The organism is Achromobacter marplatensis, assembly GCF_049060505.1.
In the GTDB taxonomy this organism is placed as follows: domain Bacteria; phylum Pseudomonadota; class Gammaproteobacteria; order Burkholderiales; family Burkholderiaceae_B; genus Achromobacter; species Achromobacter marplatensis_A.
In genome coordinates this window covers 289,940-313,378 of sequence record NZ_JBMGRB010000005.1, presented here as the reverse complement: position 1 = coordinate 313,378, position 23,439 = coordinate 289,940, and the positions used below count along the sequence as shown (strand labels likewise).

Annotated in this window: 17 protein-coding genes; 6 read left to right on the top strand and 11 right to left on the bottom strand. The window is 65.6% G+C overall.

Going from position 1 to position 23,439, the window contains the following annotated elements:
- Window positions 1–14: 14 nt before the first annotated feature.
- Window positions 15–5,156, top strand: a complete 5,142-nt coding sequence (gene tssI / locus ACI0FO_RS15165) for a type VI secretion system tip protein TssI/VgrG (RefSeq protein WP_416027836.1) — start codon at window positions 15–17, stop codon at window positions 5,154–5,156.
- Window positions 5,137–5,760, top strand: coding sequence for a hypothetical protein (locus ACI0FO_RS15160; RefSeq protein ID WP_416027834.1), 624 nt, complete (start codon window positions 5,137–5,139; stop codon window positions 5,758–5,760). The genes tssI and ACI0FO_RS15160 overlap by 20 nt, the downstream gene beginning before the upstream one ends.
- 11 nt (window positions 5,761–5,771) lie before the next feature.
- Here ACI0FO_RS15160 and ACI0FO_RS15155 read toward each other — a convergent pair whose 3' ends face one another.
- From ACI0FO_RS15155 to ACI0FO_RS15105, 11 genes are read right to left on the bottom strand one after another with little or no spacing between them, the layout of a single operon-like run.
- The gene (locus ACI0FO_RS15155; protein WP_416027832.1) at window positions 5,772–5,948 is read right to left on the bottom strand and encodes a hypothetical protein; all 177 of its coding nucleotides are present in this window, start codon (window positions 5,946–5,948) and stop codon (window positions 5,772–5,774) included.
- Window positions 5,914–6,330, bottom strand: coding sequence for a hypothetical protein (locus ACI0FO_RS15150; protein ID WP_416027830.1), 417 nt, complete (start codon window positions 6,328–6,330; stop codon window positions 5,914–5,916). Before ACI0FO_RS15150 ends, ACI0FO_RS15155 begins: the two co-directional genes overlap by 35 nt.
- A gap of 43 nt (window positions 6,331–6,373) precedes the next feature.
- Complete coding sequence (locus ACI0FO_RS15145) at window positions 6,374–6,934, bottom strand: DUF3304 domain-containing protein (protein WP_416027828.1); 561 nt, start codon at window positions 6,932–6,934, stop codon at window positions 6,374–6,376.
- Window positions 6,935–6,976: 42 nt separating this feature from the next.
- Window positions 6,977–7,747: a hypothetical protein gene (locus tag ACI0FO_RS15140; RefSeq protein ID WP_416027827.1), complete on the bottom strand. Its 771-nt coding sequence runs from the start codon at window positions 7,745–7,747 to the stop codon at window positions 6,977–6,979.
- Window positions 7,748–7,790: 43 nt separating this feature from the next.
- Window positions 7,791–7,955 (bottom strand): hypothetical protein, encoded by a 165-nt coding sequence (locus ACI0FO_RS15135; protein ID WP_416027825.1) that lies wholly within the window; start codon window positions 7,953–7,955, stop codon window positions 7,791–7,793.
- On the bottom strand, window positions 7,948–8,733 hold the full coding sequence (locus ACI0FO_RS15130; RefSeq protein WP_416027823.1) for a hypothetical protein: 786 nt from the start codon (window positions 8,731–8,733) through the stop codon (window positions 7,948–7,950). The genes ACI0FO_RS15135 and ACI0FO_RS15130 overlap by 8 nt, the downstream gene beginning before the upstream one ends.
- A 20-nt stretch (window positions 8,734–8,753) precedes the next feature.
- Complete coding sequence (locus ACI0FO_RS15125) at window positions 8,754–9,314, bottom strand: DUF3304 domain-containing protein (RefSeq protein ID WP_416027821.1); 561 nt, start codon at window positions 9,312–9,314, stop codon at window positions 8,754–8,756.
- 2 nt (window positions 9,315–9,316) lie between these two features.
- Window positions 9,317–11,473 carry a T6SS phospholipase effector Tle1-like catalytic domain-containing protein gene (locus ACI0FO_RS15120; protein ID WP_416027819.1) on the bottom strand — a complete coding sequence of 719 codons (2,157 nt, stop codon included), beginning with the start codon at window positions 11,471–11,473 and terminating at the stop codon, window positions 9,317–9,319.
- Window positions 11,474–11,475: 2 nt separating this feature from the next.
- Window positions 11,476–12,336 carry a DUF4123 domain-containing protein gene (locus ACI0FO_RS15115; RefSeq protein WP_416027818.1) on the bottom strand — a complete coding sequence of 287 codons (861 nt, stop codon included), beginning with the start codon at window positions 12,334–12,336 and terminating at the stop codon, window positions 11,476–11,478.
- Window positions 12,329–15,211 (bottom strand): type VI secretion system Vgr family protein, encoded by a 2,883-nt coding sequence (locus ACI0FO_RS15110; RefSeq protein WP_416028107.1) that lies wholly within the window; start codon window positions 15,209–15,211, stop codon window positions 12,329–12,331. The genes ACI0FO_RS15115 and ACI0FO_RS15110 overlap by 8 nt, the downstream gene beginning before the upstream one ends.
- Before the next feature lie 27 nt (window positions 15,212–15,238).
- Entirely contained in the window at window positions 15,239–16,120 is an 882-nt protein-coding gene (locus tag ACI0FO_RS15105) for a hypothetical protein (protein ID WP_416027816.1), read from the bottom strand.
- Window positions 16,121–16,311: 191 nt separating this feature from the next.
- Here ACI0FO_RS15105 and ACI0FO_RS15100 point away from each other — a divergent pair, with 191 nt between their 5' ends.
- The 4 genes from ACI0FO_RS15100 to tagF all read left to right on the top strand — a co-directional run bounded on the left by ACI0FO_RS15100 (window position 16,312) and on the right by tagF (window position 23,438).
- Window positions 16,312–17,163 (top strand): M15 family metallopeptidase, encoded by an 852-nt coding sequence (locus tag ACI0FO_RS15100; RefSeq protein WP_416027814.1) that lies wholly within the window; start codon window positions 16,312–16,314, stop codon window positions 17,161–17,163.
- A 78-nt stretch (window positions 17,164–17,241) separates the two neighbouring features.
- Window positions 17,242–18,636, top strand: a complete 1,395-nt coding sequence (locus ACI0FO_RS15095) for a hypothetical protein (RefSeq protein ID WP_416027813.1) — start codon at window positions 17,242–17,244, stop codon at window positions 18,634–18,636.
- Between the two features lie 120 nt (window positions 18,637–18,756).
- Window positions 18,757–22,458, top strand: coding sequence for a type VI secretion system membrane subunit TssM (gene tssM, locus ACI0FO_RS15090; RefSeq protein WP_416028105.1), 3,702 nt, complete (start codon window positions 18,757–18,759; stop codon window positions 22,456–22,458).
- Window positions 22,455–23,438, top strand: coding sequence for a type VI secretion system-associated protein TagF (tagF, locus tag ACI0FO_RS15085; protein WP_416027811.1), 984 nt, complete (start codon window positions 22,455–22,457; stop codon window positions 23,436–23,438). Before tssM ends, tagF begins: the two co-directional genes overlap by 4 nt.
- Window position 23,439: the final 1 nt, after the last annotated feature.

The following is a 23,439-nucleotide window of genomic DNA, read 5'->3' as shown; positions in this document are numbered from 1 at the left end:
GACGGCCACGCACCATGATCGATCGCTCTTTCTCGCCTGAGGGCTACAGCAGCCTGGACGCCGCCGCCTTATCCCAGAACGCGCGCCTGCTTCAAGTGCGCACGCCGCTGGGCGACGCGCTGACGGCCGAGCGCATGCGCCTGCAAGAAGGTGTCTCGGAACTCTTCGCGTTGACCCTGGACTGCCTGGCCCCTTCGGCCGAGCTGGACGTGGAACCGCTGCTGGGCAAGGAAATCAGCGTGGACCTGCTGCTGGCCGACGGCAGCCGCCGCCGTTGGCATGCCGTCGTGGAAGGGGTAGACGCATTGGGCGCCGACGGCGGCCTGGCGCGTTACCGGCTGCACGCCGCGCCCTGGTTGGCGACCCTGCGCCTGCGCCGCGACAGCTTTCTTTATCAGGACAAATCGGCCACCGATATCCTGAGCGAGATCTTCGCGGACTATCCCTTGGCGTCGTTTTCCTTCGACATCACCGAGCCGCTGGCGCCCCGCCCGATCCGCACGCAATATCGAGAAACCGATCTGGCTTTCGTGCTGCGCCTGATGGCCGAGTCGGGGCTGAGTTTCCGCTTCGACCACCAACAAAGCGACGGCCAGGAGGGCGGCGGCACGGGCGGCGCGCAGCATCGCCTTGTCGTGTTCGACGCCGGCGCCGCGCGCCCGGAGACTCCTGCGTCGCCCCTGCGGTTCCATCGCGCCGACGCGACCGAATCCGAGGACAGCATTTTGCGGTTCGGCGCGGCGCGCATCGTCCAGCCGAACCGCGTCACGCGTGTCGCCTGGAACGAGCGGGCCCTGCTTGCGCACGGGGCCGAGGCCCGCTCGGACCTGGACGTGGGCGCAGTGCCGCCGTTGGAAGACTACGATTTCGACGGCCACGGCCGCTACACGGACGATGCCGGCGCCGAAGCCCTTGCGGCACGCAGCCTGCAAGCGCATGAATCGCGCACGGTGCGGTTCGACGGCGGCGGCACCGCGCGGCAGATGATGCCGGGCCACACGTTCGCCCTGACGCAGCACGACCGCTATGCGGAAGGGTCGGGCCAGGCGTTGGACGAAATGGGAGGCAACCGCTATACGCTGCTGGGCGTAACGCACGAAGCGGTCAACAACCTGGGCGCCCAGGCCGCGCAGGTACTGGACGCGCCGGACCTGGAACGCGGCGCGTATCGCAACACGTTCAGCGCCGTGCCGGCGGCGGCCGCGCTGTTGCCGGGCTGGCGCGCCAAGCCCACCGCGCCGGAAGGCGTGACGGCCGTGGTCGTGACGGCGCAGGACGCCCCCATCACCTCGGGCCGCGACCTGCGGGTCAAAGTCCAATTCCCCTGGCAGCGCGGCAAGCGCCCGCTGTCCGGCGGCCTGCCCCACCGCAGCCATGGGGACGATGCCGGCAATGCGCCTGGCGACGACAGCTCGGGCACGTGGCTGCGCGTCACCGGCGCGCAGGCGGGTCCCAATTGGGGCGCACATCACTTGCCGCGCCAAGGCACCGAAGTGCTGGTCGAATTTCTGGACGGCGACATCGATCAGCCGGTCGTGGTCGCGCAGTTGTATAACGACGCCGATTTACCCCCGTGGTCGGCCGGCGTGAACGCCGAGGCCAACCACCCCGGCACGCTGAGCGGCTGGCACAGCCAGGGCCTGGATGGCCAAGGCCACAGCCAATGGCTGTTCGACGACACGGCGGGCCAGGTCCGCACGCGGCTGTCCAGTTCGATCGCGGCTTCACAACTGGGCTTGGGCTATCTGGTCAAGCAGGCGCCAGACGACTCCCATCGCGGCGAATGGCGCGGCACCGGTTTCGAACTGCGCTCGGACGCGTGGACCGTGGTTCGATCAGGGCAAGGCATGCTGCTGTCGGCCAATGCGCAAACGAATGCCCGATCCACGCTGGCGGACGCCCCGCAAGCGCTGGCGCTCATGCGTGGCGCGCAGCATGCCGCCCAGCGCATCAACGCAGCCGCCACACAGCGCCAAGCGCGGCCACTGGCCGCGACCGACACGTTCGATGCGCTGATCGACGCCGTGGACCCCAAGGCGAAGGGGCGCTATCCGGCCAATGTCGGCGGCCAGCAAGCGGTCAAAGCCACCAACGGCGAACGCAGCGGCACGGACCCCGTCGAACGTATCGATGGCGCGCGCATGCTGATCGACGCGCCTGCATCGCTGAACTTTGCCACCCCCGCGTCGGCCATCGTGCACGCCAGCGAAAACCTGCACGTCACCGCGCAGGCCGACGGCCATGTCGCGGCACGCCAGACCTTCGCCAGCGCATCGGGACGCGCGACCAGCCTGTTCGTGCAGGACGGCGGCATCCGCGCCATCGCGGCCAATGCGCCGGTGTCGATACACGCGCATACCGACATGCTGGAACTGTTGGCCGGAAAAGACGTCACCATCACGTCGACCACGGACAGCATCGAGATCCTGGCGAACCAGCGCATCACCCTGCAGGCGGGTGGCGGCAGCATCATCATGGACGGCGCCGATATCGTGTTCAAGGGGCCGGGCATGTTCTCGGTGAAAGGCGCGTCGCACAATCTGATCGGTCCGGCCAGCGACGCCGCGGCCTTGCCGGCCCTGCCCTCCACGCAGGTGGGCGACGTGATGCTGGTGAAGGCTGAACTGGTGCACCGGCCCGAGCAAATGCTGCAAGCCCTGGCGGGATCGGGCCAGGCCGTCAACGCTGCCGGGGCATCCGACGCGCTGGCAGGCAGCGCCGCGGCCACCACAGCCTCTACAGCCGCTTCGAGCACTGCGGCGGAGGGTGGGATAGGGGCGACGCTGGCCAAGGGCGCCAGCGCCGTATCCAGCGGTCTGGCATCCCTGCAGGACAGCGCGTCGGGCATGCTCGACCGCGCCAAGTCGATGGCCAGCGATGCGCTCAAGCCCATCCAGGACATTGCCGCCCGGGCGAACAACGCAGTCGCCTCGGTGCAGCAGACCGGTACGGGCATGATGTCCGCCGCGGCCGGCAAGGCGGGCGACATGGCTGGCGCCGCCATCGGCAGCACCGGAGCCGGCCAGATGGCCAGCAGCGCCATCGCCAACGCGACGCCTTCCCTGATGGCCGGTGCGGCGCCGTCACTAATGGGCGGAGCTACCCCATCATTAATGGGCGATGCGACGCCGTCGCTGATGGCTGGCGCCGCGCCGTCGTTGACGGAAGGCGCGGCGGGCGCGTTGGCGTCGGCGATGCCGGCGTCGGTCACGCAGGCCGCCGGTGCCGCCGCCCGGGCCAGCGGCATGGCGGCGCAAGCCGGCGATATGGCCGCGCAGGCGGGCAACATGGCCTCGACGTTGTCAGCCGCCACCGGCCTGGCCGCGGCGGGCGGCTCGCAGGGCGGCGTCGGCGCGGCGATCCAGCCCCTGATGACGCAAGCGATGAACGCCATGGGCGACAAGGGCGCAACGTTGGGATCCGCCGTCAACACGCTGTTGGCCATGCCGGACGTCAACGCGGACAACATCCCGGCGGTGGCCGGCGCGATCCTGAGCACGCCCGGCCTTAGCGATTCCGCCATTCCTACCGTGGTGGGCGCGATCCTCCAGTCGCCCAGCGTGACCAGCATCACGCTCCCCAAGGTGGCCGAAACCATCATGAGTATCCCGGCCGTGGCGAATTCGCCCTATCCGGGCCTGGTCCGCCGCGCCATGGACGCGGCAGGCATCGGACTGCCGGGGACCGCGACGCGGCCCGCCGGCCAGGACGGCACGGGCGGCGCGAGCGGTCCGGCGGACGGTGGCGGCGCCCCGGGCGGCACGCTCGCCGTGTCGACCTACCGCAGCCAGAGCGGCGCGCAATTGCAGTACGTGAACCTGAAGACTTCGGAAGCGCGCTGGAACGACGGCCAGGCGCTGAACAGCCTGGACCGCCAGACCAACCGGCCAAAGATCCGCGTGTCGTTCAATCGCCGCGGAGAACACCGGTTCACGGTCAAAGTCATGGCCCGCCGGACCAACGCCGTCTATACGGCCCGCGAACGCGATCGGCAGCCCCTGTACCGCGACCCCGACCAGTCCACCTACCAGTACGTGACCGATCCCGACGGCACGAAGGTCGTCGACAACATCACGTTGCCCGCCGCGGGCTTGAACAGCTATCTGTTCGAGGTTCTGAACGACCAGAACCAGACGGTCATGACCGAGATGATCGAAACCGTGCGCCGCATGTACATCCAGGAGATCCGCATGCCCGGCCCGGAAAACATGGAGCGCCGCTACGGCTTTCAGCCGACCGCCGACGAATACGCGCGCCATGGCATCGACGTGCTGCAACTACCCTACGTACAGACGCGCGGCGACGCCAATTCGGATGTCTGGACGGACGAAGGCGACGCGCGGATGCGCCAGCTGGTGCAGTCCGTCTATCCGCGCTCGGAAGGCGCCCGGCACGAGCCCTACACCATCGCGGTCTGCCATATCGACCGGTTGGCGGCGCAATGGCCGGTCGCACCACTGATCATCCGCGCCAACGCCGGCCCCGGCGTGGGCGACGTTGAAATGGACCTGCTTGGCCCCGACGGCAACCCCGCCTACCTCTGGCTGAACATCGACCCGAACGACGATTGGTTCCTGGAATGCCTGTTCGAATATACGGATGCCGCGGGGACGGTCAAACGGGCCGTGGTGCCGAAGGATCGCGTCACGCCGATCGCAGGCGACGCCAGCGAACCCAGTGCGTGCCCGAGCGTCAGGGTACGCATGGCGGGCCTGTTACCCGTGCCCACGTCGGGCCGGATCATTCTGCGCGTCAAGCTCTTGGAGAGCGCCGCCGGCGGCGTGGCCTTCCTGGGCACCAACATCCTGGGCGTCGCCGTGCGCACACCCTGGCAGCTGGCGACGATGGCGTACCAGCAGGAAACGCTGGTCCACGAGATGGGCCACCTGCTGGGCATGACGCCCAGCGGGCCGGAATGGGCCAACGCCAACGAAGGCGGCGAACTGTATGACGCGTCGAAGCTGGACGGGGGACGCTACTTTTATTCAGACGCGGGCAACCACTGCCACTTCGGCCTGCCCGCCAACCAGGCCAATTCCAGCAACGTCGGCGCATGCGTGATGTTCGGCGGCGACTGCCAGAGCATCCGCTTCTGCCCGTCGTGCTCGGAAGCGGTACGCAAGGTGGACATGTCCAATGGCTGGACCACATCCTGACGCGCGGCGCCGCTTCCCGGCGCGCGCCTTTGTCCTGCTGTTCACCGCCGCCGCCTGGGCATTCACCCCGGCAGCGTCCGCCCAACCTCCATCCGTCACGCCGCAGAAGACCATGAATTCCGACTGGACCGAACCCGCTTCCTTCGCATCCGTGCCGATCAACAGCATGCGCGACCATGCCTGCATGCCCGCCAACGACGGCTACGACGAACAGCTCCACATCGCGGCGCCTGCCCGCGTCTGGCCGCGGGGGCCCGGCGTGCTGGTCATTCCCGTGTGTGTGCGCGGCATCGTGCCTGCCGTGCAGCACCCGACCTTGCCGCGCATCGTGGCGACCGATCTTGAAACACGCAAGGCCTACGATGAGGTGGCGTTCGAATACAAGCTGCCGACACGTCCCGGCGTCGAGGTCGACACCATCGCAAGTTCGCGCCCGCCACGGGGGAAACCCGTCGCACCAGGCATGAGTGTCGGCACGCAGTTCAGCACTGACCTGGCGGCCCGCGCCGGGCTACCGGCCAGCCCGGCCAAGTATGAGGTGTATGTCGAGTCCAACGGCTTGCGGTCGAACACCGTCACGATCGAAGTGCTGCCGCCGCGGTAGGCGCGGCCTGATCAGCCGTTCTTGTCACCCGGCGGCGACCCGGCCGCCCTGATGCGCGCTATCTGGGCTTGCGACATGGCAGCGGCGGCGGCGCCAAAGTCGCCCGGCTTCCGACCCGGCTTGGCCAGCATCGCCGCCACGTCGGGATCCGAATCAAAGTTCGATGCCACCGTGAAATACAGGAACATGTACTGCTGCAGGTAGCGGGCCCTTGCCCTGCGGCAGATCGGTCGGCGGAAAATGAACGTGAGCCTCCTTGTTGAAGATCACCTCATCCAGTTTTCCATCAAACATGTGCTTTTGAGCCAGAGCCCCATCGGCACCACGCCATTTCACCGTGAACTCCGTGCCATTCAAGGTATAGCAACACGTTCCCGATCCTTCTCCACCACCCACGCCCATCGCACTGGAAGTCGCCGTATGTCCGTCGCTATCGATAATCTGTATGGTGTCGATGTCCCAGGGCGTGTAGTTGAAGGCGACGAACGTCAAACCCCGGTAACCAGGCTCATCGGTACAACCCGACAGCATTCCAAGCCCCGCCAGCAAGACGATCAGCCCTTTATTCATCCTTCCCCCCTGAATAGCGCTTCCTTGTGATGACCCCGATGGCCTAGCGATTCGGCCTGGTGCTTTCGATGAACTGCCGCAGCTCCGCTTCGGTTGCCTCTCCGGGCTCGGGTAGCCCTTGCAAGAAATCCGGTGCCCCCGGGCTCGTCGGGCCGGGCTGCACACGTACTTCATCCCCAGGCAGGAAAATCGCCCAGGCATAGCCGCTGTGGAAGGGTTCGTATGGCAGGACGGGCGCATCCCGAGCGATCAGTTCATTTTCCCCGCGCTTGAACATCGAATCGGAGTTCCACTCGATCCGCATCGTCATGCCCGGCTTCCACTGGGAAGGGATCGAAACGCAGCACGTTCCCGAGGTAGAGGCAAGGGCTTGCGCATTTCCCGCCCAGCCTTGATTGATGTAGACGGGAGCCAGCGCTTCATTCAGGTAATTGATGATCCCCAACCGCACCCCGATCGTCTCCGGAATCGGCATAGGCTGCGCCTGCGCGATCGCTCCCGCAAGACCAGAAGCGCTCATGCACAGCCACAGCATCCGTTTGATGCCAAACCGGAGCAAGCGAAGTCCGAGCGGCCAGAACGTTGGCGATTGCGATGTCTGCATGATCGGCATCCTGTGGGAAATTGAGTCGCCTTTTTTCCCGGTCTATCCGGCGACCTTATCGCCTGGCGGCGTTCCCGTCGCCTTTAGTCGGGCGACCGTCTCCGGGGAAAGGGATTCGACAGCCGCCGCGAAATCTCCGGGTTTCCTGCCGGGACTTGCCAGTAAAGCGGCAATATCCGGATCCGAATCAAAGTTCGATGCCACCGTGAAATACAGGAACATGTACTGCTGCAGGTCCAGCCTGTCTTCAAGTCGGTATTTGATCCAGGCCGTCTTGGCGACTTTTGCCAGCACGCGCTGCACTTCATAGATATCACGATACGCGTTCAGGGCGTCGCGATGCTGCCTGTACAGCCATCGAGTCGTTTCAATAATCGGAATCCGCGTTTGCCCAAGCAACTTTCGGCTAAGCGCGATTTCGACGTGCTCGTCGGGATAGATATGCAGCTCCAGGTACAGCGGCGCGTCCCCCGGCGGCAAATCGGATGCGGGAAAATGCACGCGGGCTTCCTTGTGAAAAAACAGCTCGTCCATTTTTCCGTCATAGAGGTGCCGGATCGCTTCTTCGCCGTCCAGACCCGACCACTTCACGGCAAAATCGGTACCTCGCAACGTGAAGCAGCAGGTGACGGTGCCCTCTCCACCACCAGGACCGATCGACCCTGTGCCCGCAGAACGGCTTTCGCTGTCGGTGATCTGAACGGCATCCAGGTCCCAGGGCGTGTAGTTATACGCCACGAACGAAAATCCTTGGTAGCTTGGTTCGCCATTGCAGCCGGTCAGCAAGCCGCCCGCGATCAGTGCCGCCATCATGCGCCTGCGCATACTCACTGTCGCGCCTCGGGGCTCGGCCACGTCACCCACGGCCAAACCCGTCAAAGAAAAAGCCGATACGCACGACCGCAGCGCACTCCTGGCGGTCGTCCTTAGGATACGCGGCCTCGCACTCGGCGATCTTCTTCAGCACCGAGGCCGGCGTGCGGTCGATCGGCGACAATTCGCCAGCGTAGGGGTTAGCCATTCTTTTCTCCTGGCGGTGTCCCCACCGCCTTTAGCTGCGCAATTTTCTCTTGCGGCATTCCTTGCACGGCAACCGCGAACTCCCCGGGCTTGCGGCCAGGCTTTTCCAGCATCGCGGCAATCTCGGTGTTCGTATCGAAATTCGATGCCACCGTGAAATACAGGAACATGTACTGCCGCATGTCCTGCGGGTCCTCGATGCGATACTTGACCCACGCCCTCTTGGCGACTTTGGCGACCACGCGCCTGAGTTCCGAGCTGCTTCGATAACTTCCCAATGCGTCGCGATGCTGCGCATACAGCCAGCGCGTCGCATCGACAATGGGAATCCGAACCTGGCCCAGCAGCTTGCGGCTGAGCGCTATTTCCATGTGTTCGTCGGGATAGATGTGCAGTTCGAGATAAAGCGGCCCATCGCCTGCTGGCATCTCCGAAGGCGGGAAATGGACCGGCGTTTCTTTATTGAAGATGACTTCGTCCAACTTGCCGTCGAACATGTGCTTTCTGGCCAATTCGCCGTCCGCGCCACGCCATTCGACTTTGAAGTCGCTGCCCGTCAAGGTATAGCAGCATGTCACCGAGCCCTCGCCCCCGCCGGCTCCGATCGAGCCCGAGACCGCCGAATTGCCTTTTCCGTCCTTCAACTCGATCCTGTCCAGGTCCCAGGGCGTGTAGTTGTATGCCACAAAGGAAAGTCCTTGGTAGCGGGGCTCACCATTGCAACCCGACAGCAGACCGACGTACGCCAATGCAAGACCGGTGATTATGCGCTTGTGCATCTGCACTCCAGAACGTTCGCTTATGGCTTCGGCCTGGTCCTTTCGATAAAGCTCCGCAGTTCAACCTCGGTCGCCTCTCCGGGCTCGGGTAGTCCTTGCAAGAAATCCGGTGCCCCCGGCCTCGTCGGGCCGGGCTGTACACGCATTTCACCACCAGGCAGGAAGATCGCCCAAGCATAACCACTGTGAAACGGCGGGTAGGGCAAGACTGGAGCATCCCGCGCGGCCAGATCGTTTTCCCCACGCTCGAACATCGAATCTGAGTTCCACTCGATCCGCATCGTCATGCCAGGCTTCCACTGGGAGGGAATTGAAACGCAGCAGGTGCCCGAGGTATAGGCACGGCCTCGGACGCCCCCGGCCCAGCTTTGATTGATGTAGACAGGAGCCAGACCTTCATCCAGATAGTTGATAATACCCAGCCGCACCGCGATCGTCTCGGGAATCGGCATGGGCTGCGCCTGTACGGCCCCGCAGTCAAGGGCATAAGCGATCACGAGGCCCCCGAGTGCGAGCTTGACGCCAAGGCGAAACTGTTGGAACAGCGCAGACCAAGACGTCGGCAAGTGCAATATCTGCATGATCAGAACCGAGGAAGAGCATTAAAGTTTATCGGCATGTTCTGCAACGCCCGGATCGTGTCTTCTTGATCCTTTTGCGCCTCTTTTTGCGCCCGGACCTGAGGATTGACATAGATAGAGCGCCAGCGCAAGTACCCCCATTGCCAATAGAATTCCCGCCCGTTTGACTGCAGCGCCAAGTCGTTCGGGTTAGCACGGTATCTAGCCAATTCCTCCCGCTCTTCCTTATTCAGCCCTGCCACCAGCGCCAAATCCGGCCGAGCGGTGGCAGCGTAGTGAGCCGCCTGCTTTTCGCGTTGTTCCAACTGCTTAACGCGGTCTCGTTGAATCTCGCCCCAGACGTCATCGTCCTTGCCCAGCGGCTTGAACCAGGCCCGCGAATCATGCACGAAGTTGTCCAGCAGAGTGACCACCCCGGCGGCAGGTCTGCCCGGCAGGTTCCAGACGTTACGAATCTGCTCCAACCACATTTTCTCCTTCGTGCCACGCAGCATCAGCATGATGCTGTCGTAGAGCCGAGCGCCTTCCGCGCCCGGGCCGGGCATGATGGAAGGCATGCCCGTTCGCTCAAGCGCGTTGTCCGTCGTCAGCTTTCGCACTTCCAGCAACAACTCGTCATTGGCCTGGACCAGATCCTCATAGTCTTGCGGATAGTTCGCCTTGGCCCGCAGCGCGCTCGGTATGCCACCGATCCACTCTGGCCCGCGTTCCGCGCGCAGACGGCGCCAACGCAAATATTGCACATAATGACCATACATGATCTGGCGGGTCGACGCCTGCCGGGCGGAAATATCCCGAGTTGCCTCCACATAGGCGTTGAACGCGGTTCGCAACTCAGGCGACACGTCGAATTGGACCTTGAAGCGCGTTGGCGCACGGTGCAGCCTCAGCGGAACGCCGGCTTGCACGGCCTCTCGGTACATGTCGCACAAGGGGATCTGCGACAACTTGTCGCTGTCATTCTGGCCGCGCCCCTGCTCTGCCGGCTTGTAGCCGCCCCCCACATCGGAATGGACGCCGGGATAGACGATCTCCTCGCAGCCCGCCCCATCGATCAAATCCAACGGAAAAGAACCCCGTACCTCATGTGCGCCGACCATATGAACACATCGAGATACATGGCTGGGAATCTCCATGTCCGGCTTACGCGCCCAGGCCCCATGTCCGTCCCAGATGTTCTCGGCGGCGCTTTGGGCGATGCCAGCGGAAGCCACCGTATCAAATAGCCCCATGAAATCGATGTCGACCTTGATACCCGCCAGCCGCAACACCCCATCCCCGCGAGGATTGTAGAACGACATTCCTTCCGGCACATCGCAAGCATCCTTCAGCCAGTTGGCGAATACACGCGCTTCAGCCGCACCACGCGAGAACCCGAAGATGGATACGCGGATGCGCTCTATCTTCGGATTGGCCGTCAAGTAGCCGGAGAGCCGCTCCCGAAGCTCCCGGTTGCGCCGCGACAGCACCGTATAACGTGCCATATCCTTCGGTTCGGTATAGTTGACCTGCCGGACTCGCAAGAGCGTATCCACGAAGCCTTGCGTGCGCCTGGCCAGCACTTCAGCCGCATCGCCGGGCTTCATGTCGCTATAGGCGGACAGCGGGATCTTGGCGGATTTGGCGAGGTCTTCAACCTGTAGGCGCGACAACGACATGTCGGCGCTCATTTCGCGCACCAGGGTCCGTGGGTCCTGACCCAGATCTTCGAACAGTTCACGCGACGTGAAGTGGGAATACAGGTGATTCTGAAATTCCAGCAAGGCCCAATTGATGCGCGCTTCACCGCCCCAGCCGGCGGCGGCGCCGGCCTGCGCATGCGCGCCGGTGCCCGGGTCGCCTACCTTGTCAACGCAAGGCGTGCCCACGCCTTCCACATAAGTCCGGAAGCGGTGCTGACGCGCGCTGTAGCTGGGATCATTCGTGTCGTCGAATACGTTGTACAAGCGCGCCACGTTGGTCTGCGTGTGGTCCCCGGCCTTGTCGGACAAATACATGTTGTTGCGCGTGCCGTCGAAGAAGAATCCGAAGAACAGCTCGATCGAGCAATCCGTTCCTGCCTTCTCGCCCATGCGCTGGCAAGCCTTGCGCTGTTCCTTGAAATCCAGATCCGAAGGGATTTCACGGCAGGGATTCGCGAAGCGAAATTTCAAAGTCATGATTACGATTCCACGCCGAAAGCGGCGGACTCTTGAGAATGGCGGACAGAAACCAGCAAACCTCGGCTGCGCAGCAACGTCAGCGCATGCCGATAAGCCAGCGCTTCGTTGTCCAGCCCACGGCGCGCCAGGCGCATCACGCCATCCCGGATAAGCTGATGCGCAGCCGCGGGCGTGCAGTCGAGCGCGCCGAATACCGACGCGCGCAGCTGCACGAAACGCAATATGGCATCCGGCAATGCCAGACGGTTCAAATGGCGATGCTGATCCGCGGCGATGAGGTACGGCCGCGTATCGGCGTCCGGGTCGAAATCGGGGCTTCCTTCTATCTGCCGCAACGCGCCTGACCGGTCCACATAGGCCCAGCGCCGGATGCCGGCCAGCAAACGCTGGCGCTGCGCCGGCGCCAGGACTTCCATCAGGGCAGCGAACGAGCGCGTATCGGCCAGGCGCAACAGATACGCCTTACCTTCGGCATTGACCGCCTCGATCTGCGCGCTTAAGTGACCCGCCAGTTGCTCCAGCGACGCCTCGCTCCGCAGCAGGTTCAGCATCGGCTTGCCTTGTGTCACCCGCATCAGCTTTTCGCATAAGGGCTTGCGCAGCGCGGGCACCCAGGGCAACCGCAACAGATAGGGCGCCACCTGATCGAGGCCGTCGCCTTCGTAGCGCCCGGCGTAAAGCGAGCAAAAATCTCCCGCCTCCACCCACCGCGACAGCCGTTCGGGCAAGCCGGGGGAGAAGCTGGCATCAAGCAGGACATACCTTCCAGGGTCGTCGGGATGCGTCCAGGCCTCGTCGAACAGCGCGTCGCCCACCTCGGGCCGGGCGGGATCGATCCAGGTATCGCGGTCCTCAAGCATTCTTCACCGTCATGGCATGTCCGCCCGCCGCCGCCTCCACCGCGCAACTGACGCAGACGCTCTCGGGGAGTTGCGGAAAAGGATAAGGCAGTTGATCCGGTCCCGCGAACTGCTTGTTGCCCGTCTTCACATCGATGCGGCCCGGCGCGGTCACGGTGATGTTGCCGCCTTCCAGCACGATGCTGGCGCCCGCCGCGTTCGCGATGCGGATGCGTTTGGGCGCGGCATAGTCGACGGCCGTCTGCGCGCTGCCGATCGTGATGTCTTTCTGGGCCTGGACGCGCAGGATGTCGTGCTGCGCCTGCACGTCCACGTCGCCCGTCGCCGAAATCAGGTCCAGCCCCGAATCGGCGCCGCCTTGCTGCAAGCCCGCGACGATCCCCAGGCCCTGCCCCGTATGCAGGCGCAATGCGCCCATCACGGCCAGGTTCTGGTCTTTTCCCGATGACCAATGCACCGAGTCGCCTGCCACGTACTGCATGTGCTGCCCCGCTATCTGCGCCAGTCCCGCCCGCGCGGCCATCAGCACCACCGGGTCGGTGGAATGCGGAACCTTGCCCTGGGCGGCCTGCGTATGCTTGGCCGAGGCGTCGGCCTGCGCCGGCGCCAGACCGTCCGCGGCCACGGTGCCGGACGTGATGCGGTGCATCGCCGCCAGCGGCGCCCGCTCGGCGTCCGGCACGCTTGCGGCGGGCCCTTTGGTGCCCAGCACCGTAGCCAGCCGCATGCCCTGATGAGCGCCCACGACCGAGTCCAGCGATCGGGCCATCTGGTCCGTCTGGCTGGCCAGGGCCAGCAAGCCAGCCGCATCGCCTGCCGCGCTGGCGTTGCCGTCGGTGGCGTAGGTGCTGAGCAGCACGCCCGCCCCGCCGCGCACGGCGCCGTAGCCATCGGTGCGCAACTCTGCGCCCAGGCCACGCAGCCCCCCGCGGTAGTTGCCTGCCTGATGGATCAGATGGCCCAGGTTCAGTTCGCTGGATCCCTGCGTGCTCTTGATCTGCGTGCGCAGTTGGTCGTCGGTATCGTCGAAGACGATCTGGTTGTAGCCCGCTCCGCCGAACTCCTTGCTCTTGAAACCGGTCAGCGCGGCGGCATTGCGGTGGTTCTCGTCGCCGCCGGCCGCGCCGTGCCAGGCCGGCGCATTGCCCGCCGCCAGGTTCGCCTGCGCGCTGGGCATGCCGTCCCGCGCCGCGGCGTAGACCTGCGTATCGGCCTGGCCGCCCGGACGTCCGCCCGGTGTAGCCGGCGTGCCGCCTTCGCCGCGCCCGTTGTATAGCGCGCCGATCACCACGGGCTGATCGACATCGTCGTCCAGGAAGCGCACCAGCACTTCTTGCCCGATGCGTGGCACGAAGCTCATGCCCATGCCAGCGCCTGACTGGCGCTGCGCCACGCGCACCCAACGGCTCTTGGCTTCTCCGTCCTTGCCCTCGGCTTGCCAATGGAAACGGATACGCACGTCACCGCGGTGGTTCCTGAGTATCTCGTCCTGCCCCTTGACCTGCGTGGCGCCTTCCGCATCCGTCACGATCGCCGTGTGCACGCCGTGGACCGACGGCGCGCCAGCCAGGCGGGCGCCGCGCGTTTGCGGCAGCTGGGGCCGCCACGGGCGATCGCAACGCACGGCGTCGAAACGGTTCGCGTAGCCGACCTCGTGCGCCTTGGCCAACACGGCCGCATCGGGGGCCGGCTCAACGGTGTCGTCCCGCTCCGCGCCCGGCGCCGCGATGGCATCGTCGTCCAGCATCAAATGCGCGTCCAGTCCGCCCAGCCGCTGCGCCAGCGACGCGCGGGTCTCGGGTGGAAGGTTATTGATGCCGACGTGCTCGACACGGTCCAGCGCGAAGACGGGCTCGAAGCCCGCTTCGTTGACGGGGCCTAGCGACGACATGGCTTGCAACGTGAAACGCGTGCCCGAACGGAAGGTGCGCACGCCGCCCTGGCCGACGAAGATCTCGGCCTGCGCACGCACCGCTTCCATGGCCAATGCCGCCTGGCGCTTGGCCTGGGCCTCGTCGGCAACGCCGCCGTGGCCCAGCGGCTCGTACCATTCCAGTCCAGCGGCATCGTCGTGGCCGTTGGCCGGGTTGACCAGCGCCTCGGCCGCGATGGCGCGCTTGCTGCTGGGGTGCCAGCCCAGCACCGTGATGCGGTCCGGAATACGACGACGGCGGCGCGCAATGGCCTGCACCGTGTCGCGCGCTTCGGTGGCGCCTGCCCGATGGAAACGAACGCCGCCACTGGCCGATTCGGCGTCCTCGTCCAGGTTTCGGCTATCCGCGAAGATCAGCACGGCATGCTTCGCGGGCACGTCGGCGGCCTCGATCACCGTCCAACCCAATCCCGCTTCGGCCAACAGCCGGCTGATGAATTCATAGTCGGTCTCGCGGTATTGCGTCACAAACGGACGCGGCGCCAGATCGGCCAGCGCCTGGTCCACGCCGGGCGCAATACGCGCAACGTAACCTTCGTAGCAGTCCAGCACATGACGCACGATGTCCAGCACCGGCTTGTCTTCGAACAGGCGGCTTGCGCGCTGCTGCGTGGCCAGCCACAACCACGGCACGACCGTCAGCCGATAGCGCGCAAGGCCCGCGTCGCCGGACAGCAGCTCGGCCTCGCGGATGAGGCCGCTGCGGCTGATCTCGCTGCCATCGGCGCGCGTCGTCCACAACGTCACCGGGCGTGAAATCATGTCGTGAAGCGCCAGGCCGGCGTTGTCGGACAGCGCCACAATGCGCAGTTGCGCCACGCCGGACAGGGCCTCACGCGCCACCCAGCCTTCCACTTGCAGCGCGGCGAGCGCGCCTTCACCCTCAAGGCGGTACAGGCGGGCGGCGGAACTGAACAGACCGTTCGTCGCTGTGGAATCCATCACGGAAGAACCTTCATCAAGGACGCATCAGGGCTCGGTGTGAGCTTGGGCATTGGGGCATTCCGCAGCGGTGCCCCAGTGACCCGCGCATACGCGCAGGCGGCATTGCTCGCTTTCCAGGAAGCCCAGCTTGCGGCATTCGGCCAGCCGCGCCGACAACGGCGAGCCCGGCAATTCACGTATGAAAATACCATCGCTCTTATAGACCTTGGTGCCTGGCGGCGAGGCCGGCGGCAAGCCGTAGGACATCAATGTGGCCAGCAGCGCGGCATCGCTATCGCTGCGCGGCGCCGGCTTGCCACGCGCGGCGGAAGCCTTGGCGGTGGCCGCCGGATCACGCGCGTGCTCGGCGCGCTGCACCGTGGGGCCCGGCGCTTTGGCGCTAGCGGAATGGGGCGCCGCGGATACGGCGGCGGGCTTGGGCGCAGCCGCGGTCACTGCCAGCGCGGACAGCGGATTGGTGGGTTCGCCCGCATCGCGGTCGCGGTCCCGCGTCAGCTGCGCCAAGGGATGGTCTTCCACGATCGTGGCCGCGTTGGAGGCCGGTGGCTCGGGCGCGCTGGGCGCGGGCGCCATCGCGGCAGTTGGCAATGCGGATTGAGCGCGCGCTGAAGCGTCCGGCGCGTCTGCCGGCGCGTCTGCCCTGGCCACGACATCGGGCAAGGCGGGCGTGTCGAACACCGCCCACATTCCCGCGCCTACGACGCAGAGCAACAGCAGCAGCAACACCCACATCGGCCCCTTGGATCGACGTTTGGGCGCCAGGTGTTTGACCTCGGCATCGGGCACGCGCCCTTCCAGCGCGGCGAGGATGCGCGACGATTCGCGCGCCTCGTCTGGAGAAGCGCGCCCGGCTAGCAAACTTGGAATAGAGGTCGGTGTGCGCGATCTTTTTTCGTCTTCTGCCATGCAAGGTCCCGTGTCGGCGAAGGGCCCACGGACCCCTCGTAACCAAGGTGATCGAGAATACCCGAGCCACGCATTTTGATCACCGATTCTTGTTACGATTCCTAAGGCACAGACGCTGTTTGCAACGCCCTAGCGCTTGCCTCAATCCCAAATAGAACAAAAGATTACGCCTTCGTGATTGAGGGATACCGTTGCTACTTCTGCTGCCCCTTTATTTTCTGCTTGCGATAGGCGTATCGGCGCTGCTCGTCTTCCCGTCTTTTCGGATGGGAACGGCGCGAAGCGTCCGCGCGTTGGCGCTGGGCGTGCGCCGTGCGCTGGCCCGTCGCGCGGGTGAGGCAGCGGGTGTCGTGGGGGGCTCCGCGCAGGGCGTTCGAACGGGTTTGGGAAAGGCGGGAGCCACGTTCTCGGCCTATCGCTGGCAGATCGCCGGGGGGCTGGCAGTCGTGTTGCTTCCGTCACTTTTCGCTTTCGTCATGCGACACAATCACACATTTTTTTACGAGGACCGAACGGCAGGTCCGGACCCTAGAATCCAGGCGTTATTGACCGGTGAACGGCTGGTTCCGCCGCCCCCGCTACCCCCCGAAATATTCACCACGCGCGAGGTCGAATTGGTACGCCCGAACCTGGGTGGCGCCAGCCGCGACTGGAACCTGCTGGATGCCGATTACCGCCAACGTCTTTTGGCCGCATACCGGGTGATGCGCGAAGAACACGGCTATGAAATGGTGCTGATCGAAGGCTATCGGAGCCCGGAGCGGCAGACCGAGCTGGCGGCCAAGGGGTCGCACGTAACCAACGCCGGCGCCTACCAGAGCTATCACCAATATGGCCTTGCCGCGGACAGCGCATTCCTGCGCGACGGCAAGGTCGTCGTGTCAGAGAAAGACCCGTGGGCCATGCGGGGCTACGAACTGTTCGGCCAGACCGCCGAACGCGTCGGATTGACGTGGGGCGGACGCTGGAAGCTGATGGACTTCGGTCACACGGAACTGCGTCGCGCGGGCGTCATGCAGCGCGGCGCCGGAGCCTCGCCATGATGCCGTCATGCCGCCACGTCAGCATGCAACGAACGCCGCCTTCGCGCGCCCCCGCAACCGCTATTTTCATGGAGCCTCATGACCCGCGTGCTTAAAACCGGCCTCGTGCTGGCCATGGTCTTCGGCGTCGTCTGGCTGGCCGTCATCATCTGGTGGCAGGAGTCGCACACGCTGCCCACCGGCGTGGATATCGGCTTGTACCTGTTCGCCTTGCCGCTGGCGCTGATCGCGGCGGGATGGGCGGGCAAGCGCATCGTGCAAGCGCGGCGCGAAGCCCGCGCCAACCCGGCGCCGGCCGCCACCGATGGCGACGGGCAAACCGCCCCCGCCACGCCAGCGACGGCTCGCCTGGTCGTGCTGGCCAGCACCGCGCGCGCCGCGCTGGGCAACGACCCCGCGTCCATCCATGCCGCGGTGGCCGAACAGCAGCGCCCCGCGCTGGATGTGTCCTTGATCAACGCCAAGGGCTTTCCCATCTTCGCCGCGCGCGCGGCACATCTGGACACGGAGTTACTGCGCGACGCGGCAGCGGGGCAGCAGGCTCCCAAAGTGGCCCTGGCCGAGGACATCGTCCGGGCCACCGCGTTGCTGGGCGATGTCGTCCAGACCCTGTCGCAAGAAGCCCGCGCACGGGTGCTGGACAGCGGCACGCCGGAACGCGACGACGCGTGGCCGCTGCTGCAATTGGAACTGGCGCTGCCCGTGCAGTGGCCTGAAGCAGCACGCGACCATGCCTGCAAGCAGGCGCGCGCGGCGGCCGTCTGGCCAGACTCCCGTCTTGGCATGCGCCCCCACGCCGCGAAAAACGCGCTGGACAGCGATAGCCTGCTGCGCCAGCTGGCCCAGGAACCGTTGACGCCCGCCATCGCCACGCTGCGCCTTGTAGCGGCGGCCGATTCCTACATCGACGCGAATCGCGTGCAGGACTGGGAGCAACAAGGCGCGCTGGCCGGCAACGCCACGCCGCAGGGCCGCATCCCCGGCGAAGCCGCGGCCGGACTGCTCGTGGACCTGGCCTTGGGCTGGCACGACGCCGGAACGCCGGTTGCGCCGCCAGACGGCGCAATGACGTTGACGTTGTCACCCACGGCGCAACGCGCCACCGCGGCCGATGCGCGGGGCGCCCTCAACGAACCCATGCTGGCGGCGTTGGCGACGCAATTTCTGGAACGGCGCGCGCAACCCGCCGACGCGATCGTCGCGCTGGTCAGCGATGCCGATCATCGCGGCAGCCGTCCGCTGGAAGCGGCCGGATTGGCCACCACGCTGTTTCCCAAGCTGGACCCGAACCAGGACTGCCTGGCCGTCGGCGCCGCGTGCGGCTACACCGGCGCGGCCTCACACCTGTTGACCCTTGTCGTGGCCAATGAGGCCTGCGCCCAAATGGAAGGCCCCGTGCTTGTCGTGTTGACCCAGGACCCCGCGCTACGCGCATGCGCGCTTGTTGCCCCCGCGCTTCCCCCCTCCGCCTGACCCACAAAAAAACAGTCAAAAATCATGCGTAGCCCCTCAGGTTTCTTTTCCGGAATATCCAGCGCGCTCAGCGAAGGCCGGCATTGGTCGTCGCGCCTTCTGGCCAACCCGCGCACCTTCATGGCGATCGGCCTGCTGGCCTTGGTGGTGTTTCTGTTCCTGTTTGCCGACACCGTCGAGATCGGCCTGACCTGGGCCGCCATCGCCCTGGGCATTTTCCTGTTCCTGTGGCTGTGCGTGTTCGTGTGGCGGCGCCGGCGCGCGCGGCATGCCAACAAGCAACTGGGCGACATGCTGGAGCAGCAGGCGCAGACCGGCGCCGCCGCCAACCGCGGCGAGGTGGATGCGCTGCGCGCCCGGCTGACGCAGGCCGTGCGCACCATCAAGACCTCGAAGATCGGCCAGGTGTCGGGCAATGAGGCCTTGTATGAACTGCCCTGGTACATCGTGATCGGCAACCCGGCCGCCGGCAAAAGCAGCGCGGTGATCAATTCGGGCCTGCAATTCCCGTTCGCCGACAAGAACGGCGCGGCCGTGCGCGGCGTGGGCGGCACACGCAACTGCGACTGGTTTTTCACCACGGAAGGTATCTTGCTGGACACGGCGGGCCGCTACTCGGTGCACGAAGAAGACCGCAACGAGTGGATGGGGTTCCTGGATCTGCTTAAGCGCCATCGTCCCAAGGCCCCCATCAACGGCATCATCGTGGCCGCCAGCATCGAAGAACTGACGGGCTCTGGCCCCGAATTCGCGATCAACCTGGCCAAGAACCTGCGCCAGCGCGTGCAGGAGCTGACGGACCGGCTTGAAGTGTTTGCGCCGGTCTACATCATCTTCACCAAGGCCGACCTGATCTCCGGCTTCAGCGAGTTCTTCTCGGACTACGATCAGCACGAACGCGACCGCGTCTGGGGCGCCACCCTGCCTTACGGCGCGGAAGAGAACCGCGACGTGCTGGCGCTGTTCGACGAGCGCTTCGACGAGTTGTACGAAGGCTTGAAGGAAATGGGCACCGCCCAGATCTCGTTGCGCAGCAACCGCGAACTGCCCCCCGGCCTGTTGACCTTCCCGCTGGAATTCGCCGGCATCAAGCCCGCGCTGCGGACCTTCCTGTCCACCCTGTTCGAAACCAATCCGTTCCAGTACAAGCCCGTGTTCCGCGGCTTCTACTTCACCAGCGCCTTGCAGGAAGGCGTGTCGCAAAGCACCTCCACCGAGCGGCTGGCCGAACGTTTCGACCTGCATCCCGCTCAGCGGGCGCAAGCGCGCAACGTGTCGTCGCACAATGGGTTCTTCCTGCGCGACCTGTTTTCCAGCGTCATCTTCGCCGACAAGAAACTCGTGCGCCAGCACGCCAGCCCGGCCAAGACCCGCATGCGCTACCTGACCTTCTTTGGCCTGGTGTTGGCGCTGGGCCTGGTGTTGGGCGGTTGGAGCTGGTCGTACCTGGGCAACCGGCAGCTGGCGCAGAACGTACAGGCCGACATGGACAAAGTGGTCCGTCTGCAAAGCGAACGCACCGACCTGCAGAGCCGGCTGGAAGCCATGGAGATCCTGCAAGACCGCATCGAACAGCTGGACCGCTATTCGTCCAGCCGGCCGTGGTCGCTGGGGCTGGGCCTGTACCAGGGCGACGTGCTGAAGGAACGCCTGCTGGCCGAGTACTACAACGGCGCTCGCCAATTCATGCTGACGCCCGTGAAGGCCAGCCTGGAGGACTTCCTGGCCAAGGTGGACATCTCGGCCGCCGCGGCCGCTACAGGCGGCACGCCGCAGCCCGCGCCGCAGGCCGCCCGCGCGTCGCACAACGCGGGTGGCGACACCCTGTTCCAGGATGCCTCGCCCACCAACGCGGATGACGCCTACAACGCGCTGAAGACGTACCTGATGATGGCCAACCATCAGCACGTGGATCCCACGCACCTGTCGGATCAGATCACGCGCTTCTGGCGCGGCTGGCTGGAGACCAACCGCGGCGCGATGCCGCGCGACCAGTTGATCCGCAGCGCCGAACGCCTGATCTCGTTCTACGTCAGCCGCGCGCCGGACGCCGGCTGGCCGCAGATCGACACCAATCTGGCCTTGGTCGAGAAGACGCGCGGCAGCCTGCGCTCGGTCATGCAAGGCATGCCGGCCCGCGAACGCGCCTACGCCACGTTGAAAGCGCGCGCCGCAACGCGTTTCCAGACCATGACCGTGGCGCGCATCGTCGGCGAAAACGATGCCGGCGTGGTAGCGGGCAGCTACGCCATTCCGGGCACGTTCACGCGCGAAGCCTGGGAGCAGTACATCCAGCCCGCCATCGGCGAAGCGGCCAAGAAGGAGGTGCAGACCAGCGACTGGGTACTGGGTGTGAACGCCCGCGACGACCTGACCCTGGAAGGCAGCCCCGAACAGATCCAGAAGAGCCTGGCGACGATGTACAAGACGGAGTACGCGGAGGAATGGCAGAAGTTCCTGCGCGGCGTGACGATCAAGCCGTTCACCAGTTTCGACCAATCGGTCGCGGCGATGAACCGCCTGGGCGACCCGCAGACGTCCCCCATCGCCAAGCTCATCAACACGACCTATGAGCAAACGTCCTGGGACAACCCCTCGCTGATCAACGCCGGGCTGCAACAGGCGCAAAGTGGCGTGGTGGGCTGGTTCAAGCGCGTGATCCTGCGCCAGACGCCCCCCGCGCCGGCAGCGGCCGCCGCCAACGGCGAGGCGATGCCCATGGGCCCCGTCGGCCGCGAGTTTTCGGACGTGGCGCGCCTGGTGGTCACGCGTGACAACCAATCGCTGCTGGGCAACTACATGGGCGCGTTGTCGAAAATCCGCACGCGCTTCAACCTGCTGAACAACCAGGGCGACCCCGGCCCCGGCGCGCTGACACTGATGCGCCAGACGCTGGAAGGCAAGGACTCGGAACTGGCGGATGCCCTGAAGCTGGTGGATGAGCAGATGCTGGCCGGCATGAGCCCCACGCAGCGCGAAACGTTGCGCCCGCTCTTGGTGCGCCCGCTGATCCAGGCCTATTCGGTCACCATGCAGCCCGCCGAATCCGAACTGAACAAGGTCTGGAACGCGCAGGTCTATCAACCCTTCAACCAGACGCTGGCGGAAAAATACCCCTTCGCCGGCCGCGCCAGCGTCGAAGCCAGCAGCGACGAGATCGGCCAGGTCTTCGGACCGCAGGGCAGCATCGCGAAGTACGTCAACGACACGCTGGGGCCGCTGACCGTGCGCCGCGGCGACATCCTGACCGCACGCACCTGGGGCGACATGGGCGTCAGCCTGCAGCCGACCTTCACGGCCAATTTCGCGCAATGGGTCGCCCCCTTGTCGGGTGGCGCGGCGGGCGCCGGCGCCGCCACCCAGCCGCAGACGCTATTCCAGATCCAGCCCAAGCCGGCGGGCGGCGTCACGGAATACACCATCGAGATCGACGGCCAGCAACTGCGCTACCGCAACACGCCGCCGCAGTGGGTGAACTTCGTCTGGCCCAACGCGCAAGGCGCGCCCGGCGCCCGCATCACCGCCACGACGTTCGACGGCAGCGTCGTCGAGATCGTCAACGAGCCGGGCCGGTTCGGCCTGGAACGCCTGATCTCTACCGCCCAGCGCACGTCCAACCCCGATGGCAGCTTCAACATGAGCTGGGGCAAGTCGAATGTGACCGTGCCCGTCAAGCTGCGCATCATCAGCAACGCCCAGGCGCCCGGCGCCGGCGGCAGCGAGCCCGGCAGCCAGGGCTTGCGCAACCTGCGACTGCCCTCCTCCGTGGTGGGCGCCTCCCCCGAACCCTCCGCCCAGCCGCGACCCGGAGCGCCGCAATGAGCAACGTGCAGTCCCCCCTGTTCCGAACGGCCTACTTCGGCAAGATCCCCACGCGCGGCGATTTCGTGAAGAACACGTCGCACCCGCAGTTGATGGCCACGCTGGACGCGTGGGTCGCCAACACCATGGAGATCCTGGCGCAAGAGCCGCATTGGAAGGCGCTATACGACGACACCGAGCCCACCCCCTTCGCCATCCTGGGATCGCGCGGGAAACTGGCCATCGCCGGCCATCTGCAACCCAGCCAAGACCAGTCGGGACGGCGGTTTCCGTTTCTGTCGGCAACCTCGGTTGAAGTGCAGCGGCCGCTGGAGTTCATCGCGCGCAGCCCCATCGCCTTCAGCAGGATGTGGAACCGCATGAGCGGCGCGGCCGGCATGCTGATGACCGACGCCGATCCCAGCGCGGCCCTGCAACAGTTGAACGAACTGGAAGGCGAAATCCGCACGGCCGCCGACGACGGCTTTGACGCCTTCGTGGACTTGCAGACGATTGAGCGGCTGGAGGCCATGCTTCGCGGAAACGGCCACGCCGCCAGCCTGCACGACATCATCCTGGCGCTGGGAATCTTGCTGGAACCGGTGATGTCCAGCGGCTCTTCGCAACTGGACAAGGGGCTGGCCCTGCCGCTGCCGGACGATCCGCTCTACAAGAACCTGGTGGCGGCGTACTGGATGACGCTGATCGCACCGTTCCTGTCGCGCGCGGATTTCGAGATCACCCTCTTTATCGGCCGCATCGCCGGCAAGCACCGGCTGGTGATCGGTTTCCGTGGCGCGTCGGCACAGACGCTGGCCAGCCTGCTGTCCACCCCGCAGGCGTTTGCCGAACAGCACATCGTGCTGGAAGACGCGCCCTGGGTGCGCAACCACGTTTCGGCCAGTCACGGCTTGGCCAAGCTTTCCAGCTATCTGGATCAACCGCGGCTGTCCTTGCGCATGGCGCTGGACACTTTCCGCGAAGTCTTCACCGGAGCCTGAC